We start from the raw sequence: 16,208 nt of genomic DNA on the forward strand, positions 1-16,208 counted from the left end.
AAATGACGGGTATCATGACCACTGTTTTGCACTGACGTCTTCGGAGAAGTCTTTTTCACGATGTCCACGATCGATCTCGTCCAGACCAGCCCGAGCGACTTGCGCGCGCTCGCCGAACAATCCAACGCCTGGCCGTTCGAGCAGGCGAAAGCGATCGTCAACCGGCTGAAGAAGAACCCCAAGGACGAGGTGCTGTTCGAGACCGGCTACGGCCCGTCCGGCCTGCCGCATATCGGCACCTTCGGCGAGGTCGCGCGCACCACCATGGTCCGCCACGCCTTCCGCGTGCTCACCGAGGACAAGATCAAGACCCGCCTGATCGCGTTCTCGGACGACATGGACGGCCTGCGCAAGGTTCCGGACAACGTGCCGAACAAGGACATGCTGGCCAGCCATCTCGGCAAGCCGCTGTCGCGCATCCCGGATCCGTTCTCCAACGAATATCCGTCGTTCGCCGCTCACAACAATGCGCGGCTGCGCGCCTTTCTCGACCGGTTCGGCTTCGACTACGAGTTCGCCTCCGCGACCGACTACTACACCTCCGGCAAGTTCGACGCGGCTCTGCTGCGCATGCTGGAGCGGCTCGAGAAGGTGATGGCGATCATGCTGCCGAGCTTGCGCGAGGAGCGCGCGGCGAGCTACTCGCCGTTCCTGCCGATCTGCCCGCGCACCGGCCTCGTGCTGTACGTGCCGATCGTCGAGCACGACGCCAAGGCCGGCACCATCTCCTACGACGATCCGGAGACCAAGGCGCGCATGACCGTTCCGGTGACCGGCGGCCGTTGCAAGCTGCAATGGAAGCCGGACTGGGCGATGCGCTGGCATGCGCTGGGCGTCGACTATGAAATGGCCGGCAAGGACCTGATCGATTCGGTGAAGCTGTCGGGCAAGATCTGCGCGGCGCTCGGCGGCACCCCGCCTGAGGGCTTCAATTACGAGCTGTTCCTCGACGAGAAGGGCCAGAAGATCTCGAAGTCGAAGGGCAACGGGCTGACCATCGACGAATGGCTGCGCTACGCCTCGCCGGAATCGCTGTCGCTGTTCATGTATCGCGAGCCGAAGGCGGCGAAGCGGCTGTATTTCGACGTCATCCCGCGCAACGTCGACGACTATCAGCAGTTCCTCGATGGTTTTCGGAAGCAGGATGCCAAGCAACAGCTCGGCAATCCGGTCTGGCACATTCATTCCGGAAAGCCGCCGAAGGCCGACATGCCCGTCACCTTCCAGCTGCTGCTGACCTTGGTGTCGTCGTCGAACGCGGAGAATGCCGAGACGCTGTGGGGCTTCATCGGCCGCTACCGGCCCGGCGTGACGCCGCAGACGCATCCCAAGCTCGACGCGATGGTCGGCTACGCCATCAACTACTATCGCGACTTCGTCGCGCCGACCAAGACCTTCCGCGAGCCGACCGAGGGCGAGCGCGTGGCGCTGCAGGATCTGCGCGATGCGCTGTCCAATCTTCCGGCGGAGGCCACGGCCGAGGACATCCAGAACGTGGTCTACGAGATCGGCCGCCGCGAGCCGTTCCTCGACCACGCCAAGAAGGGCAAGGACGGCCGCCCCGGCGTGTCTCTGGACTGGTTCAACATGCTCTACCAGGTGCTGCTCGGCCAGGAGAAGGGCCCCCGTTTCGGCTCCTTCGTCGCGGTCTACGGCGTGAACAATGCGGTGGCGATGATCGACGGCGCGCTGGCGCGCAGCGCGTGAGGGGCTCGCTCGTCGTCACACAAAAGGTGTCGTCCCGGCCCTGAGCCGGGACCCATAGCCACGAGCCGAGGTGAGGTGACGGATATCCGCCACCTCGCAAGACAACTGAGATTCCGCGGTATGGGTCCCGGCGTTCGCCGGGACGACAGCGGAGAACTCGGCGGCCACGTCAGTCCGAAGCGGCCATTCGAACTACACCCCGTGCAGCACGAAGCGGCGGTCGAGCTTCTGCACCGGGCGCGCGTTCATCGGATACAGCTTGGCGAATTTCGCGACGTCCGCTTCCGCGACCGAGACCGGCTCGCTCAGCAGCAGCCATTCGACCACCTCTGAGCAGGGCGGCGTCGTCAGCGAGCCGGCATAGCGATAATAGGAGCGGCGTGCCGGCAGCATCATGTTGGGGTTGATGCGCGGATCGGCCTTGACCGCGGGACCCTCCTTGTCCGGCATCGTCGCCACGATCTGCGCGAAGGCGGGATTGGGCCGGCCGGTGGTCATGAGAACGCCGACCACGGCGAGCCCGCCCGACGCGGCGCGGTGGACGAAATGCGCCTCCATCGGATAGTTCTTGCCACCGATCTGATGCTCACTCGGACGATGGAAATGCACCTGCAGCAGCTTGTAGGTGGTGCCGTCGAGCTTCAGGGTGCTGCTGCCGTCGGCGAAGTTGAGCTGGATGGTGTGACCATTGTTGACGATGGTGTCGGCGGTCCTGGCCCAGCTCAGCTTGAAGTCGGGCAGTTGGGCCCGGGTCGAATGCTCGATGTCGATGGGCGATTGCTGGGTGCCGACGCCGCAGACCTTGTTGGCCGCATCGAGATCCCCCCAGTTGGCCGGTCCGGTCGCGCCCTCATAGCTCCAATGCGGGGCGCCCTCGGCGGCGAAGCCCGGGGTCGCGCAGGCGGGGCAGAGGGCGAGCCCCGCAAGGGCCTTCAAGACGTGGCGGCGGTCCATGGCAATCTCCAAAAGGTTCAAGCGTGGGCACGATCGGTTGCGAATCGCGCGCAACAGGAAAACCGAATCAGGTTAACCCTTGCTGAGGAACCGGCTGCATCCTCGCGAACTCGCAGTCACTCGGGTGCAGCCTGAGCGGGTCGGCCGCCGGGCTGTCCCGGGCAAACGATGCTTGAGTTCGCCGCCCCCTGCCGATACGGTCGGCCGCTCCGAAAACATCAGCAAACTCAAGCTTGAGCCAGGACCGCGCGAAGGTGCCCAAAATCTACAAAATCTGCTCAGCTTCGGCCTGGCGCGAGGCGGAGCGGCTGGGCGTGTACCGCGGCAGCGCCGACGATCTGCGCGACGGGTTCATCCATTTTTCGACCGCCCCCCAGGTGCCGGAGACGGCCCGGAAGCACTTTTTCGGGCAGAGCGCGCTGTTCCTGGTCGAGGTCGAGGCGGATGCACTGGGTGCAGGCTTGCGCTGGGAGCGCTCGCGCAACGACGAGCTGTTCCCGCATCTGTATGGCGAGCTCGATCTCGGCGCCGTGACCGCCGTTCACCAGTTGCACAGCCGTGCCGATGGCGGCCATGACATTCCGGACCTGAAGCCGTGATCCGCGCTTTCGACCAGCTCTCGCTGCCGCTGCTCCGCTGGCTCGACGCCGAGGATGCGCACCGGCTCGCCATCCAGGGCCTGAAGCTCTTGCCGGCGATCAAGCCGCGACCGGACGATGCGAAGCTCGCGGTGCGCGCCTTCGGGCTCAACTTCCCGAATCCGGTCGGCATGGCCGCCGGCTTCGACAAGAACGCCGAGGTGCCGGACGCGCTGCTGCGGCTCGGCTTCGGCTTCGTCGAGATCGGTTCGGTCACGCCGCGGCCGCAGAGCGGAAATCCGCGCCCGCGGCTGTTTCGGCTGGAACGCGACGAGGCGGTGATCAACCGCATGGGCTTCAACAATGACGGCGCCGAGATCGTGTTGCGGCGGCTTGCCGGCCGCGCCCATCAGGGCGGCATCGTCGGCGTCAATGTCGGGGCCAACAAGGATTCGGCCGATCGCGTCGCCGATTACGTCCGGCTGATCGAGACCTTCGCGCCGGTGGCGAGCTACTTCACCGTCAACATCTCCTCGCCCAACACGCCGGGCCTGCGCAACCTGCAGCAGGCTTCGCAGCTCGACGAGCTGCTATCCAAGGTGCTGGAGGCGCGCGACCGTATCCGCCGCAAGGCCGGCGACACCCCGGTGCTGCTCAAGATCGCGCCGGATCTCAGCCTCGCCGAGCTCGATGACGTCGTCCATGTCGCGCGCTCGCGCGGCGTCGACGGCATGATCGTGTCGAACACGACGCTCGCTCGGCCCAGCTCGCTGCGCGAGCAGTTGCGCGCCAAGGAGCAGGGCGGCCTGTCCGGGCGGCCGCTGTTCCGGCTGTCGACCCGGATGGTGGCCGAGACCTTCGTGCGCGTCGAAGGCGCGTTCCCGTTGATCGGCGTCGGCGGCATCGACACGGGTGGCGCCGCGCTCACCAAGATCCGCGCCGGCGCCAGCCTGATCCAGCTGTATTCCTCGCTGGTCTACAAGGGCCTCGGCCTGGTCGAGAGCATCAAGGCCGACCTGACCTCGACGCTGCTGCGCACGGGGCGTGACTCGCTGGCGGAGATCGTCGGCGCGGACGCCGCGACGATCACCGCCGAGGACTGGCCGGTTTAGACGCGCTCTATCTTCGGCGAAGAGTGTAGGGCGAGCGAGATCGCAAAGCGCGCTGCGCGATACAGCGCCCTCTACAAACTCTCTTTGTTGCCGAACGACGCCCGCAGCAGCGCCGGATAACGCGCGGCCTGGAAGCCGCCGCGCGCGGCGTAGAAGCCGAGCATCGCGATCCACAGGCCCGTATTGCCGAAGCCGCGCAGCGCCAGCCAGATGCCGAGGAAGACGATCAGCGCCGCCACCATGAGATTGCGCATGTCGCGCGCCCAGGTGGCACCGATATAGACGCCATCGAACGCGAAGGCGAACACCGACAGCAGCGGCGACGCCACCACGAACGGCAGATAGTCGCGCGCCGCGCGGCGCACCGCATCGTTTGCCGTCATCACGTCGATCAGCACCGGACCGAACAGCGCGAAGATCACCGCAACGGCGAGCGCGAAGCCGAAGCCCCAGGCGAGCACCAGCCTTGTGGCGCCGGAAAAGGCGTCGCGGTTGCGCGCGCCGAACGCATAGCCGCAGAGCTGCTCGGCGGCGTTGGCGAGCCCGTCGAGGAAGAACGCGGCCACCAGCAGGAAATTGTTCAGCACCGCGTTGGCCGCCAGCGTCGTGTCGCCGGCACGCGCGCCTTGTGAGGTGAAGAACAGGAAGGCGACGATCATCGCCGCGGTGCGGATCATGATGTCGCGGTTCACCGCCATCATGTGCATCAGCTTGGCGCGGTCGAGCAGCGCAGCGCGCGATATCCGGGCGTCGGCTTTGACCAATCGGCGCGCCAGCACCAGGCCGATCGCGACACCGACCGTCTCCGCGATCACGGCGGCAATCGCCGCGCCGGCGATACCGGCCTGCAGCATCTGGACGAACAGGATGGTCGCGGCCATGTTGATCAGGTTGATCGCGACCTGAACGGCCAGCGCCAGCCGTGCGCGCGCCAGTCCGACGAGCCAGCCGAGCAGCACGTAGTTGGCGAGCGCCAGCGGCGCCGACCATATCCGGACGATGAAATAGCTGCGGGCCGCGCTCAACACGGCGTCGCTGCCGCCCATGATGTCGAAGATGATCGCGCCCAGCGGCAGTTGCAGCGCGATCAGGGTGACGCCGATCAGCGCGGCCAGCGCCAGGCCGCGGATCAGGACCATCAGGATCTCGTCGCTCTCGCCGGCGCCCAGCGATTGCGCGGTGAAGGCGAGTGTGCTGGCGCGGAGGAAGGCGAACAGCCAGAACAGGCAATCGAAGATCACCGAGGCCATGGCGACGCCGCCGAGCATGGCCGCTTCGCCGAGCCGGCCGATCGCCGTGGTCGAGACGATGCCGATCAGCGGCGTGGTCAGGTTGGCGATCATCGCGGGACCCGCGATGTCGAACACCTGCGCTGTCGTGATTTTCGCTGAAGCAGTCAAGAACGTCTCGCGGATTGGCAAAGCGCGCGGCACGCGCGTCTCTCCTGGTCTTAGCGGCCTTTCGCGTCTCTCAGCTAGAGGTCGATGCTCATGCCGTCATGCGCGGCCACATGCTCGATGCGGTCCAGCCGGCCCAGCATGTCGTCGCTCATATGGGTGAGCACCAGCCGCTTCGGCCCGATCTCGCCGAGATGCGCCTCCAGCGCCGCGAGGCTGAGATGGTTCTTCACCGCCTTGTCGTAGGTGTAGGCCTCGGCGATCAACAGGTCGGCGTCGCGGCCGAGCGGGATCAGGCTGTCGGTCCACTCGGTATCGGCGGTGTAGGCGACGATCTTGCCCTCGGCCTCGATCCGGTAGCCGAGAAACGGTCCGCCCGAATTGCCGTGGACGACTGGAAACGGCGTCACGCAGACCGCGCCGAAGCGCGTTGGCTGCTCAGGCGCGAGCTCGATCACCGACAGTTCGAATTTCCGCGGCGTGCGCGACGAATGCTCGAACAGCGCTTCCATCACCTGCGTCAGCCGCGCCTCGATGCCGGCCGGGCCGACGATCACCAGCGGCTGCGTCCGGCGCGAAAACTGCGCATCGAGCAGCAGGAACGGCAGGCCGGCGAAATGATCGCCATGGAAATGCGTGATCAGGATCAGTTTGATATCGTTGCAGGCGATGCCGAGCCGCTTCAGCGCCGGCAGCGACGAGGCGCCGCAATCGATCAGGAGATTCGTGCGCGAGCCGGTCAGATGGAAGCAGGTGTTGGACCTGCCGCCCGAGCCGAACGCGTCACCGCAGCCGACGAAGCGGAGCTGCATCGGCTGCGTCTCTCTACCGGCCGCGCGGGGCGAACAGCCGCGACAGGAACCAGATCGGGATCACGATCACGGCGCCGAGCAGGAAGTAGCGCCACAGCCAGTTGAAGGCGTCGAAGCCGAGCTCGTACAGCCGGATGAACAGCAGCCGGATGCTGTGTAGGATGTTCAAGGGATCGAAGCCGATCGCCGACAGCACCACGCCGACCAGGATCGACAGCAGGACCAGTCGGAACGCCACCGACAGCGGCGAGCCGCCGAGAAAGCGATACAGGCCATCCGAGCTGCGGGCGCGGGCCGGATAGTCCCTGATGTCGTTCGACATGTCATCGTCTCCAGGCGGGTTCGTCGGATTCGCGAGCCCGATTATAAAGCACGGCAGGGCAGGTGGGGAACCCGGCTCGCCGCCGCAAGCCGGTTACTGGCATTTAATGTTCCCGCGCTGTCACGCTGGGGTCTCGCTCTTCAGCATGCGCTCCAACGTCTCCAGCCGGTCGGCGTCGCGCGGTGGCTTGTCCCAGCGCAGCCGGTTGATGCGCGGAAAGCGCATCGCGATGCCGGATTTGTGCCGCGGCGAGCGCTGCAGGCCCTCGAACGCCACTTCGAGCACCAGCCCCTGCCCGGGCTCGTGCACGACGTGGCGGACGGGACCGAACTTCTCCGTGGTGTTGCGGCGGACGAAGCGGTCGATCTGCAGCAGCTCCTCGTCGGTGAAGCCGAAATAGGCCTTGCCGACGGGCACCAGCTGATCGCCGCCGTCTCCCGCCGTCCAGACGCCGAACGTGTAGTCGGAGTAATAGGACGAGCGCTTGCCGTGGCCGCGCTGCGCATACATCAGCACGGCGTCGATGATGTGCGGATCGTGCTTCCACTTCCACCACTGCCCCTTGGGACGCCCCGGCAGATACAGCGCGTCGCGCCGCTTCAGCATCACGCCTTCCACGGCCTCGGCATCGTCGCCGGCCCCGGCCGAGGCGGGATTGGCGCGCGCAGCCTTCAACGCATCCCAGGTCGCGAACGCAATGGTCGGTGACAGGTCGACGCGCGGATCGTCCAGGCGCTTGATGAACGCCTCCAGCTTCGCGCGGCGCTCGGCGAACGGCAGCTCGCGCAAATCGCCGTCCTCATCGCCGAGCAGGTCGTAGGCCCGCAGGTGGATCGGGTACTCCTTCATCAGCTTCGGCGACACCGTCTTGCGGTTCAGCCGCTGCTGCAGCACGTTGAAGCTCTGCACGCGCTGATCGCGCACCACCAGCAGCTCGCCGTCGAGCGCGCCGGGCAGATGCAGCGACGGCAGCAGGTCCGGAAAGCTTCCGGTGATGTCCTCGCCGCTGCGCGAATACAGCCGTGAGACGACGCGGCCGTCGGCCTCGCGGCCGCTCACCGCCTGGACGCGGATGCCGTCCCATTTCCACTCGGCGATGTAGTCGGCGGCATTCATGTTGGCGAAGTCGTCGTCCTCGACCGCATGCGCCAGCATGACCGGGCGGAACGGCGCGGGATCGCGGTTGATCGGCCTGTCGCCGCGGCCCTCGAGCCAGGCGAACAGGTCGAGATAGGGCGGCGCGAGGCCCGGCCAGATCAGCTCGACCTCGTGCGGGTCCTTGTCGCCGAGCGCGGCCGCTGCGGTCTTGGCAAGCCGCGCGGAGATGCCGATGCGCAAGCCCCCGGTGACCAGTTTCAGCAGTGCCCAGCGCCCGGTCTCGTCGAGCTCATCCAGCCATTGCGCGAGTTGCCGCGGCATCTCGGTCTTGCCGAGGGTGCGCAGGGTGGTGACGACCTCGGTCAGCGTCGGCGGTGGCGGGTTGTTGTGGCCGGGTGCGGGGTCCCTCGTGAGACCGCCCGTGGGGTACCCCCCTCCCTGACCCTCCCCCACAAGGGGGGAGGGAACGGAGAGAGTGGTTGTGGGGGACGAGAGACGTGAAGGGGGAGCGGTGCTCGATGCAGACCGAGACAGCAACTCCGAACGCGCCAGCGCTCCCTCCCCCCTTGTGGGGGAGGGGTGGGGAGGGGGGTACCCAGAAACGAGCTGCTGATGATGCGCCCTGTCCTTCGGCCACATCAGCGCGACGGTCTCCGAGAGATCCCCCACATAATCATACGACAGCGCGAACAGCACCGGATCGGTGCGCGCGGCGATTATTTCGCGGATCAGCGCCGGCTTGGCGTGCTTGAACGACAGCGCGCCCGTCAGCGCGCCCAGCGCGTAGCCGCGATCGGGATCCTCGACCTCGCGGAAGTACGACGTCAGCAGGCGCAGCTTGTTGTTGCGGCCCGGCTCATAGGCGAGGCGGTCGAGCAGCTCGGCGAAGCGGTTCATGCCTCCGCGTCCTCCGTCGCCACCACCTCGCTCTCCTCCTCGTCGCCATAGCCGACGAGGTCGAGCGGCCGGGCCGCCAGGCCCTTGCTCCGGCACCAATGCACCAGCGCGTCCTCCTGGCCGTGGGTGACCCACACCTCGCTTGCGCCGGTCGCCGCGATGGTGGCGGTCAGCCCGTCCCAGTCGGCATGGTCCGAGATCACCAGCGGCAGCTCGACGCCGCGCTGCCGGGCGCGGGCGCGCACCCGCATCCAGCCCGAGGCGAAGGCCGTGACGGGATCGGGAAAGCGGCGGGTCCACAGGTCGGAGGTCGCGCTCGGCGGCGCCAGCGTGATCGTGCCGGCGAGCTCGGCCTTCTTGACGCCCTTCACAGGCCTCAGCTCGCCCAGCGCGATTCCCTTGTCCCGATAGTAGCGCGTGATCCTCTCCATCGCGCCATGCAGGTAGATCGGCTGCTCATAGCCGGCCTCGCGGATCAGCGCGATCACGCGCTGCGCCTTGCCGAGGGAATACGCGCCGACCAGATGCGCGCGGTCGGGAAACAGCGCCACCGAGGCCAGCAGCTTGTTCACTTCCAGCGCAGCGTCGCCGTGACGGAACACTGGTAGGCCAAACGTCGCCTCGGTGATGAAGACGTCGCATTGTACCAGCTCGAACGGCGCGCAGGTCGGATCGCGCGCATCCTTGTAGTCACCGGATGCGACGATGCAGGTCCCGCCACAGGACACCTTGATCTGCGCCGAGCCGAGCACGTGACCGGCGGGATGAAAGCTCGCGGTGACGTCGCCGAGCCTGATCTCCTCGCCATACCCGATCGCCTGGATCGAGCCCGCAAAATTGTCGCCATAGCGCAGCCGCATGATGTCGAGCGTCTCCTGCGTCGCCAGCACGGCGCCGTGGCCGGCACGGGCATGATCGGAATGGCCGTGGGTGATCAGCGCCCGCTCGACCGGGCGCACGGGATCGATGTGAAAGCCGCCGGCCTTGCAGCAGAGGCCGGACGGAACGGGCAGCAGAATGTCTTGCGGGCGCATGCCGGTCATATAGGTCACGCAAGACGCGTTTTCAGGTCGTGCCAGTTTCCATCTCGTCATGCGCGGGCTTGACCCGCGCATCCATCTCCTCGATGAGAAGCCCGAATTGACGATGATGGTTCCAGCATGCCCAACCGCCTGTTCCTGTCCTCCGGCGATCTGATCGCCGACCGCCGCTACGAGTTCGCCCGCGACCTGCAATTGAAGGGCGACCTGGCCGCGGCCGCCGAGGTGATGGAGCAGGCCATCGAGCTCGCCCCCGGCTTCGCCTCGGCCTGGTTCGAACTCGGCAAGATCAGGATCGCGCTCGGTGAAACCGACAAGGCAATCTCTGCCTTCCGGAACGCTAGCGTCGCCGATCCGGATGACCGCCACGGTGCCGCTGTGCGTCTGATGCAGCTCGGCGCCGTGCCGCTTGGAGACATGCCGAAGGCCTATGTACAGTCGCTGTTCGATCAGTACGCGCCGCGTTTCGAGACCGAGCTGATCGAGCGGCTGCACTACCGCGCGCCCGCGATCCTGTTCAAGGCGGTGATCGCGGTGCGCGCGGCCGAGCGCAAGCCGGCCTACTTCAAGCGCGCGATCGATCTCGGCTGCGGCACCGGGCTGGGTGCAGCGGCGTTCGCCAGCAACGTCGACAGCTTCATCGGCATCGACCTGTCGGCCGGCATGATCGCGGAGGCGCGCGCCACCGGGCTCTATGCCGGGCTCGAGGTCGACGACATGACCGCAGGGCTGCAGCGCCAGGACGTTGCGTCTGCTGATCTCATTCTCGCAGCCGATGCGATGGTCTATGTCGGCGACCTCGGCCCGGTGTTGCGCGAGGCGCAACGTGTGCTGGCGCCGGGCGGGCTGCTGACTTTTACCGTTGAGACCCATGACGGCGACGGTGTGATCATGGGGAAGGGGCTGCGTTATGCCCATGGAGCGGAATATGTCCGTGGCGTGATCGCGGCCGCGGGATTGACGCTGGCCCATCTCGAGCCGGCGTCGCCGCGCATCGAGGAGCAGCTGCCGGTGCGCGGGCTGGCCGTGGTCGCCGTCAGGACTTGAGTCTACACGCTATTGAATGCGCTGCACGCAGCGTCCAATGCGGCAACTTCGCTCTTGCCGCAGCTCTCCCGATGCCAAAAAATGGCGGCAGTCTAGGGAGAGATAAAATGAAAAAACATCTGACGCGGCGCGATTTCTGCGCCACCGCGCTTGCGACCATCGGCGCTTCGTCCATCGCGTCGCCCCATGTCTGGGCTGCCGAGAAGAAATATGATGCCGGCGCCAGCGACACCGAGATCAAGATCGGTCAGACCATTCCGCATTCCGGTCCCGGTTCGCTGTACGGCGTGCTCGGCCGGGTGGGCGAAGCCTATTTCCAGATGCTCAACGAGCAGGGCGGCATCAACGGGCGCAAGGTCAAGTTCTTGACCATGGACGATGCCTATAGCGCACCGAAATGCGTCGAGGCGACGCGGCGGCTGGTCGAGCAGGACGAAGTGCTGGCGTTGTACGGCTCGCTCGGCACTGCGCCGCAGACCGCCGTGCACAAATACCTCAATTCCAAGGGCGTGCCGCAGCTGCTGCTCAACACCGGCGCCTCGAAGTGGAATGATCCGAAGAACTACAAATGGACCATGGCGGGGCTGCCGCTCTATCCGACCGAGGCGCGCATTCTCGCCAAGCACGTGCTGAGCGTGAAGCCGGAAGCCAAGATCGGCATCCTCTATCAGAACGACGATTTCGGCCGCGACTTCCTGGGACCGTTCAAGAAGGTGCTGGCCGACGCCGGCGGCAAGGCGCAGGTGATCATGGAGCAGACCTATGATCTCACCGAGCCGACGGTGGACTCGCAGCTGATCAATTTGTCGAAGTCCGGTGCCGACGTGTTCTACAACATCAGCACGGGAAAGGCCTCGTCGCAGTCGATCCGCAAGGTGGCCGAGCTCGGCTGGAAGCCGCTGCAGCTGCTGTCGGCGGGCTCGACCGGCCGTTCGATCCTGTCCGCCGCCGGCCTCGAGAATGCCAAGGGCATCGTCGCGATCCGCTATTCCAAGGACGCCGGCGTGCCGCAGTGGAAGGACGATCCGGACGTGAAGGGCTTCGAGGCGCTGCGCGCCAAGTACCTGCCCAGCATCGATCCCGACAACACCATCGCCTATGCCGGCTACGGCCAGGCGGTGTCGATGGGCGAGATCCTGCGCCGCTGCGGCGATACGCTGACGCGCGAGAACGTGCTGAAGCACGCCACGACACTCGCCGGCTTCCACTCGCCGTTCTTCCTCGACGGCGTCAACTATGCCTACACGCCGGACGACTACACGCCGATGAAGACGCTCTACATCTCGATCTTCGACGGCAAGGACTGGAGCATCTCCGAGAAGCCGATGACGGAGTAGGGGGCAGCGGTCTCATTCGTCATTGCGAGCGAAGCGACGCAATCCAGAGTTCCTCCGCGGACGCAGTCTAGATCGCTTCGTCGCTTCGCTCCTCGCAATGACGATGTGGCGAGGGATGCAGCCTCAAACTCCGCTGTCGTCCCTGCCTAGTGCGCAATTGCGCACGCGGCGCAGGGATCCATAACCACCGGCTTTGTTGGGACGATGACTGGCAGTAAGCGTCTCACCGATGGATTCCGCGGTATGGGTCCCTGCGTTCGCGGGGACGACGGCGGAGCGTGGCGAGGCGCTGGTGCGCTTCAGGATAGGCTGGCACGGCAGCCGTGAAGGCTAAGGCGCCTATCCGCCCCTCGACGAACCGCGGGCGACTGCCTACCTTCCCCCGGTGCCGCCCCGCGTCTCACCAGTCCCGCCTGACGACAGCGCCGCCTTACCCGACCATTTCACCGAATGGTTCGCGGCGCGCGGCTGGGCGCCGCGCGCGCATCAGCTGGCGCTGTTGGAGAAGGCGCGCGCGCAACGCTCGGCGCTGCTGATCGCCCCGACCGGCGCCGGCAAGACGCTGGCCGGGTTCCTGCCGACCTTGGTGGAGCTCGGCTCTGCCGTCGCGCCGAAGCATCGTTCTGTTCTTGCCAAGCCATCCGCTCTCTCCACTCCCTCCCCCCTTGTGGGGGAGGGGCGGGGAGGGGGGCCTCCGGCGGCGGTGTCGATGGTGGCACCCGGCACCGAGCCGAATGTACTGGTCGAACTCGCGAACACGGAAAAGAGCAAGCAGACGGCGAACCGCATCCCGCGACCCGCCGGCCTGCACACGCTCTATATCTCCCCGCTGAAGGCGCTCGCGGTCGACATCGCGCGCAATCTCGAGGCGCCGATCTCCGAGATGGGCCTGCCGATCAAGGTCGAGACCCGCACCGGCGACACGCCGGTGTCCCGCCGGCAGCGGCAGCGCCGCTATCCGCCGGACATCCTGCTGACCACACCGGAGCAGATGGCGCTGCTGCTGTCGTCCGACGATGCGCCGTTCCTGTTTTCCTCGCTGAAGCGCGTGGTGCTCGACGAGCTGCATGCGCTGGTCACCTCCAAGCGCGGCGATCTCTTGTCGCTCGCGCTGGCGCGGCTGTGGCGGCTTGCGCCGGACATGCGCATGATCGGCCTGTCGGCGACCGTCGCCGAGCCCGAGCAGCTCGCGCGCTTCCTGGTGCCGCAGCCGAGCGGCGGCATTGCTGCTGCGGATGTCGTGGTCGCCGGCGGCGCCGCGCAGCCGGTGGTCGAGATGCTCGACACGCAGGAGCGGCTGCCGTGGGCCGGCCACAGCGCGCGCCATGCGCTGGCCGAGATGTACGAGCTGATCAAGCGAAACAAGACCACGCTCGTGTTCGTCAACACCCGCAGCCAGGCCGAGATGCTGTTCCAGGAGTTCTGGCGCATCAACGACGACAATCTCGCCATCGCCCTGCATCACGGCTCGCTCGACGTCGCGCAGCGCCGCAAGGTCGAGGATGCGATGTCGGCAGGCAGGCTGCGCGGCGTCGTCTGCACCTCCTCGCTCGATCTCGGCGTCGACTGGGGCGACGTCGATCTCGTCATCAATGTGGGCGCGCCCAAGGGCTGTTCGCGGCTGATGCAGCGCATCGGCCGTGCCAATCACCGGCTCGACGAGGCTTCGCGGGCGGTGCTGGTGCCGGCCAACCGCTTCGAGGTGCTGGAATGCTCGGTCGCGATCGACGCCATCGCCGACAATGCGCAGGACACGCCGCCCTTGCGCACCGGCGCGCTCGACGTGCTGGCGCAGCACGTGCTCGGCTGCGCCTGCGCCGAGCCGTTTCTCAGCGACGAGCTCTATGTGGAGGTCATCACTGCGGCCCCCTATGCGTCGCTGTCGCGCGCTGATTTCGACGATGTCGTCGACTTCGTCGCCACCGGCGGCTACGCGCTGAAGACCTATGAGCGCTTCGCGCGCATCAAGCAGGATGCAAAAGGACGCTGGCGCGTCGCCAATCCCAAGGTGCGGCAGAGCTATCGCCTGAACGTCGGCACCATCGTGGAAGAAGCGATGCTGAAGGTGCGGCTGGTGCGCTCGCGCGGCGGCGGCGCCGGTTCGACCGGCGCGATCGCGCGCGGCGGCAGGCTGCTGGGTGAGATCGAGGAGGCGTTCATCGAAGGGCTCACGCTCGGCGACACGTTCGTGTTCAGTGGCGAGATCGTGCGCTATGAGGCGCTGGCCGAGGACCAGGTGTATGTGTCGCGCGCCAACGATGCCGATCCCAAGGTGCCGTCCTACATGGGCGGCAAGTTTCCGTTGTCGACCTATCTCGCCGATCGCGTCCGCGGCTTGCTGGATGATCGCCGCGCATGGTCGGCCTTGCCGGAGCAGGTGCGCGACTGGCTGTTGCTGCAGAAGGACGTGTCGCGCGTGCCGGCGCGCCGCGAGCTGCTGGTCGAGACCTTCCCGCGCTCCGACAAGCATTATCTCGTCTGCTATCCGTTCGAGGGCCGGCTCGCGCATCAGACGCTGGGCATGCTGTTGACGCGAAGGCTGGAGCGGGCGCGCGTCCGGCCGCTCGGCTTCGTCGCCAATGAATATGCGCTCGCGGTGTGGGGGTTGGGCGACATGTCGTTGATGGTCAGCCAAGGCCGGCTCGATCTCGCCGCCTTGTTCGATCCGGACATGCTGGGCGACGACCTCGAAGCGTGGCTGGCCGAATCGGCGCTGATGAAACGCACGTTCCGGTCCTGTGCGATCATCTCCGGCCTGATCGCGCGGCGTTCGACGACCGAAGAGAAGACCCGCCGCCAGGTGCTGTTCTCGACCGATCTGGTCTACGACGTGCTGCGCCGGCATCAGCCCGATCACATGCTGTTGCGCGCCGCGCGCGCCGATGCCGCCACCGGCCTGCTCGATCTGAAGCGGCTCGGTGATATGCTCCAGCGCATCGAGGGACGAATCACCCATCGGGAACTCGATCGCGTCTCGCCGCTGGCGGTGCCGGTGATGCTGGAAATCGGCCGCGAATCCGTCTATGGCGAGGCCGCTGACGAGCTCCTGGCGGAAGCTGCCGAGGAACTCGTGAAGGAAGCGATGGGGTAGATCGAGAAGCGAGGCGGCTTTGCGGGGGACTGTCTGCGCATCGGGAATGATGGACGTCGCCGGCATCGCGCTGCGCGCCGATCTCTCCGGCGCGCTGGTGTGGGATGAGCAGCGCCTGCTCATCGTTTCCGACCTGCATCTGGAAAAAGGCTCAAGCTACGCGTCACGCGGTACGCTGCTGCCGCCGTTCGACACCGCCGCGACCTTGCACCGGCTGGCCGCCGTGGTCGCGAACTACAATCCGCGCGCCGTGATCGCGCTCGGTGACAGCTTTCACGATCGCGACGCGCATACGCGCCTGACCGGTGACGATCGCGCCTGCATCGCCAACCTCCAGGTCGGCCGCGACTGGATCTGGATCACGGGCAATCACGATCCGGCCCCGTGCGGCATCGGCGGCGAGGTGGTCAACGAGATCACGGTCGGCGCGATCAGCTTCCGTCACGAGCCGACCGGCGCGCGTGGAGAGATCGCCGGCCATCTGCACCCCAAAGCGCGGGTGGCGACGCGGGCGCGCACTTTGGAGCGGCGCTGCTTCGTCTGCGACGGCGAGCGCGCCGTGATGCCGGCGTTCGGCGCCTATGCCGGCGGCCTGAGTGTGCGCGACGCGGCCTTCGCCAAGCTGTTTCCGAAGCGCGCCTTCATCGCGCATGTGCTGGGAGATAGGCGCCTGCACAGCATCGCCGCGGCGCGGTGCTATTAGTTGGATGATGGTCTGAATTCGGATGAATCATTCGAAGTTGGATCGAGGATGCCAACCACGCGCTCCGCTGCGCCCTCTCCCCCGCTTGCGTGGGAGAGTTGGAGAGGGGCACC

At 66.6% G+C, this 16,208-nt stretch carries 13 protein-coding genes; 7 read left to right on the forward strand and 6 right to left on the reverse strand.

Going from position 1 to position 16,208, the window contains the following annotated elements:
• Window positions 1–60 precede the first annotated feature (60 nt).
• Window positions 61–1,707, forward strand: a complete 1,647-nt coding sequence (locus tag QW881_RS26595; protein ID WP_315757624.1) for a lysine--tRNA ligase — start codon at window positions 61–63, stop codon at window positions 1,705–1,707.
• Window positions 1,708–1,899: 192 nt separating this feature from the next.
• Here QW881_RS26595 and QW881_RS26600 read toward each other — a convergent pair whose 3' ends face one another.
• Window positions 1,900–2,661 carry a carbonic anhydrase family protein gene (locus QW881_RS26600; RefSeq protein WP_315757623.1) on the reverse strand — a complete coding sequence of 254 codons (762 nt, stop codon included), beginning with the start codon at window positions 2,659–2,661 and terminating at the stop codon, window positions 1,900–1,902.
• 254 nt (window positions 2,662–2,915) lie between these two features.
• On the opposite strand from QW881_RS26600, the gene QW881_RS26605 reads away from it, so the two are divergent.
• Window positions 2,916–3,260: a DUF952 domain-containing protein gene (locus tag QW881_RS26605; RefSeq protein WP_315735813.1), complete on the forward strand. Its 345-nt coding sequence runs from the start codon at window positions 2,916–2,918 to the stop codon at window positions 3,258–3,260.
• Entirely contained in the window at window positions 3,257–4,351 is a 1,095-nt protein-coding gene (locus tag QW881_RS26610; protein ID WP_315735815.1) for a quinone-dependent dihydroorotate dehydrogenase, read from the forward strand. Before QW881_RS26605 ends, QW881_RS26610 begins: the two co-directional genes overlap by 4 nt.
• A gap of 71 nt (window positions 4,352–4,422) precedes the next feature.
• Here the strand turns inward: QW881_RS26610 and QW881_RS26615 are convergent, their stop codons facing one another.
• From QW881_RS26615 to QW881_RS26635, 5 genes are all read right to left on the reverse strand, one after another.
• The gene (locus tag QW881_RS26615; protein WP_315757683.1) at window positions 4,423–5,718 is read right to left on the reverse strand and encodes an MATE family efflux transporter; all 1,296 of its coding nucleotides are present in this window, start codon (window positions 5,716–5,718) and stop codon (window positions 4,423–4,425) included.
• A 107-nt stretch (window positions 5,719–5,825) separates the two neighbouring features.
• Window positions 5,826–6,560 carry an MBL fold metallo-hydrolase gene (locus QW881_RS26620; RefSeq protein ID WP_316158930.1) on the reverse strand — a complete coding sequence of 245 codons (735 nt, stop codon included), beginning with the start codon at window positions 6,558–6,560 and terminating at the stop codon, window positions 5,826–5,828.
• Window positions 6,561–6,573: 13 nt separating this feature from the next.
• Window positions 6,574–6,882: a DUF6460 domain-containing protein gene (locus QW881_RS26625; RefSeq protein ID WP_315735819.1), complete on the reverse strand. Its 309-nt coding sequence runs from the start codon at window positions 6,880–6,882 to the stop codon at window positions 6,574–6,576.
• Between the two features lie 120 nt (window positions 6,883–7,002).
• Window positions 7,003–8,877 (reverse strand): ATP-dependent DNA ligase, encoded by a 1,875-nt coding sequence (locus QW881_RS26630; protein WP_315757620.1) that lies wholly within the window; start codon window positions 8,875–8,877, stop codon window positions 7,003–7,005.
• The gene (locus tag QW881_RS26635) at window positions 8,874–9,920 is read right to left on the reverse strand and encodes a ligase-associated DNA damage response exonuclease (protein WP_315757682.1); all 1,047 of its coding nucleotides are present in this window, start codon (window positions 9,918–9,920) and stop codon (window positions 8,874–8,876) included. Before QW881_RS26635 ends, QW881_RS26630 begins: the two co-directional genes overlap by 4 nt.
• A 117-nt stretch (window positions 9,921–10,037) precedes the next feature.
• On the opposite strand from QW881_RS26635, the gene QW881_RS26640 reads away from it, so the two are divergent.
• From QW881_RS26640 to pdeM, 4 genes are all read left to right on the forward strand, one after another.
• On the forward strand, window positions 10,038–10,964 hold the full coding sequence (locus tag QW881_RS26640; RefSeq protein ID WP_315757619.1) for a class I SAM-dependent DNA methyltransferase: 927 nt from the start codon (window positions 10,038–10,040) through the stop codon (window positions 10,962–10,964).
• Between the two features lie 107 nt (window positions 10,965–11,071).
• The gene (locus QW881_RS26645) at window positions 11,072–12,301 is read left to right on the forward strand and encodes an ABC transporter substrate-binding protein (RefSeq protein ID WP_315757618.1); all 1,230 of its coding nucleotides are present in this window, start codon (window positions 11,072–11,074) and stop codon (window positions 12,299–12,301) included.
• Window positions 12,302–12,686: 385 nt separating this feature from the next.
• Complete coding sequence (locus tag QW881_RS26650; RefSeq protein ID WP_315757617.1) at window positions 12,687–15,392, forward strand: ligase-associated DNA damage response DEXH box helicase; 2,706 nt, start codon at window positions 12,687–12,689, stop codon at window positions 15,390–15,392.
• Between the two features lie 49 nt (window positions 15,393–15,441).
• Window positions 15,442–16,095, forward strand: a complete 654-nt coding sequence (gene pdeM / locus QW881_RS26655) for a ligase-associated DNA damage response endonuclease PdeM (RefSeq protein WP_315757681.1) — start codon at window positions 15,442–15,444, stop codon at window positions 16,093–16,095.
• Window positions 16,096–16,208 lie beyond the last annotated feature (113 nt).

It is taken from the genome of Bradyrhizobium sp. SZCCHNS3016 (genome assembly GCF_032484535.1).
In the GTDB taxonomy this organism is placed as follows: domain Bacteria; phylum Pseudomonadota; class Alphaproteobacteria; order Rhizobiales; family Xanthobacteraceae; genus Bradyrhizobium.

Bases quoted from the DNA above. Each gene is read 5' to 3' on its own strand.
- QW881_RS26620 (WP_316158930.1), bottom strand. From the start codon at position 6,560: ATGCAGCTCCGCTTCGTCGGCTGCGGTGACGCGTTCGGCTCGGGCGGC.
- QW881_RS26625 (WP_315735819.1), bottom strand. From the start codon at position 6,882: ATGTCGAACGACATCAGGGACTATCCGGCCCGCGCCCGCAGCTCGGAT.
- pdeM (WP_315757681.1), top strand. From the start codon at position 15,442: ATGGACGTCGCCGGCATCGCGCTGCGCGCCGATCTCTCCGGCGCGCTG.
- QW881_RS26640 (WP_315757619.1), top strand. From the start codon at position 10,038: ATGCCCAACCGCCTGTTCCTGTCCTCCGGCGATCTGATCGCCGACCGC.
- QW881_RS26600 (WP_315757623.1), bottom strand. From the start codon at position 2,661: ATGGACCGCCGCCACGTCTTGAAGGCCCTTGCGGGGCTCGCCCTCTGC.
- QW881_RS26635 (WP_315757682.1), bottom strand. From the start codon at position 9,920: ATGACCGGCATGCGCCCGCAAGACATTCTGCTGCCCGTTCCGTCCGGC.
- QW881_RS26595 (WP_315757624.1), top strand. From the start codon at position 61: ATGTCCACGATCGATCTCGTCCAGACCAGCCCGAGCGACTTGCGCGCG.
- QW881_RS26630 (WP_315757620.1), bottom strand. From the start codon at position 8,877: ATGAACCGCTTCGCCGAGCTGCTCGACCGCCTCGCCTATGAGCCGGGC.
- QW881_RS26645 (WP_315757618.1), top strand. From the start codon at position 11,072: ATGAAAAAACATCTGACGCGGCGCGATTTCTGCGCCACCGCGCTTGCG.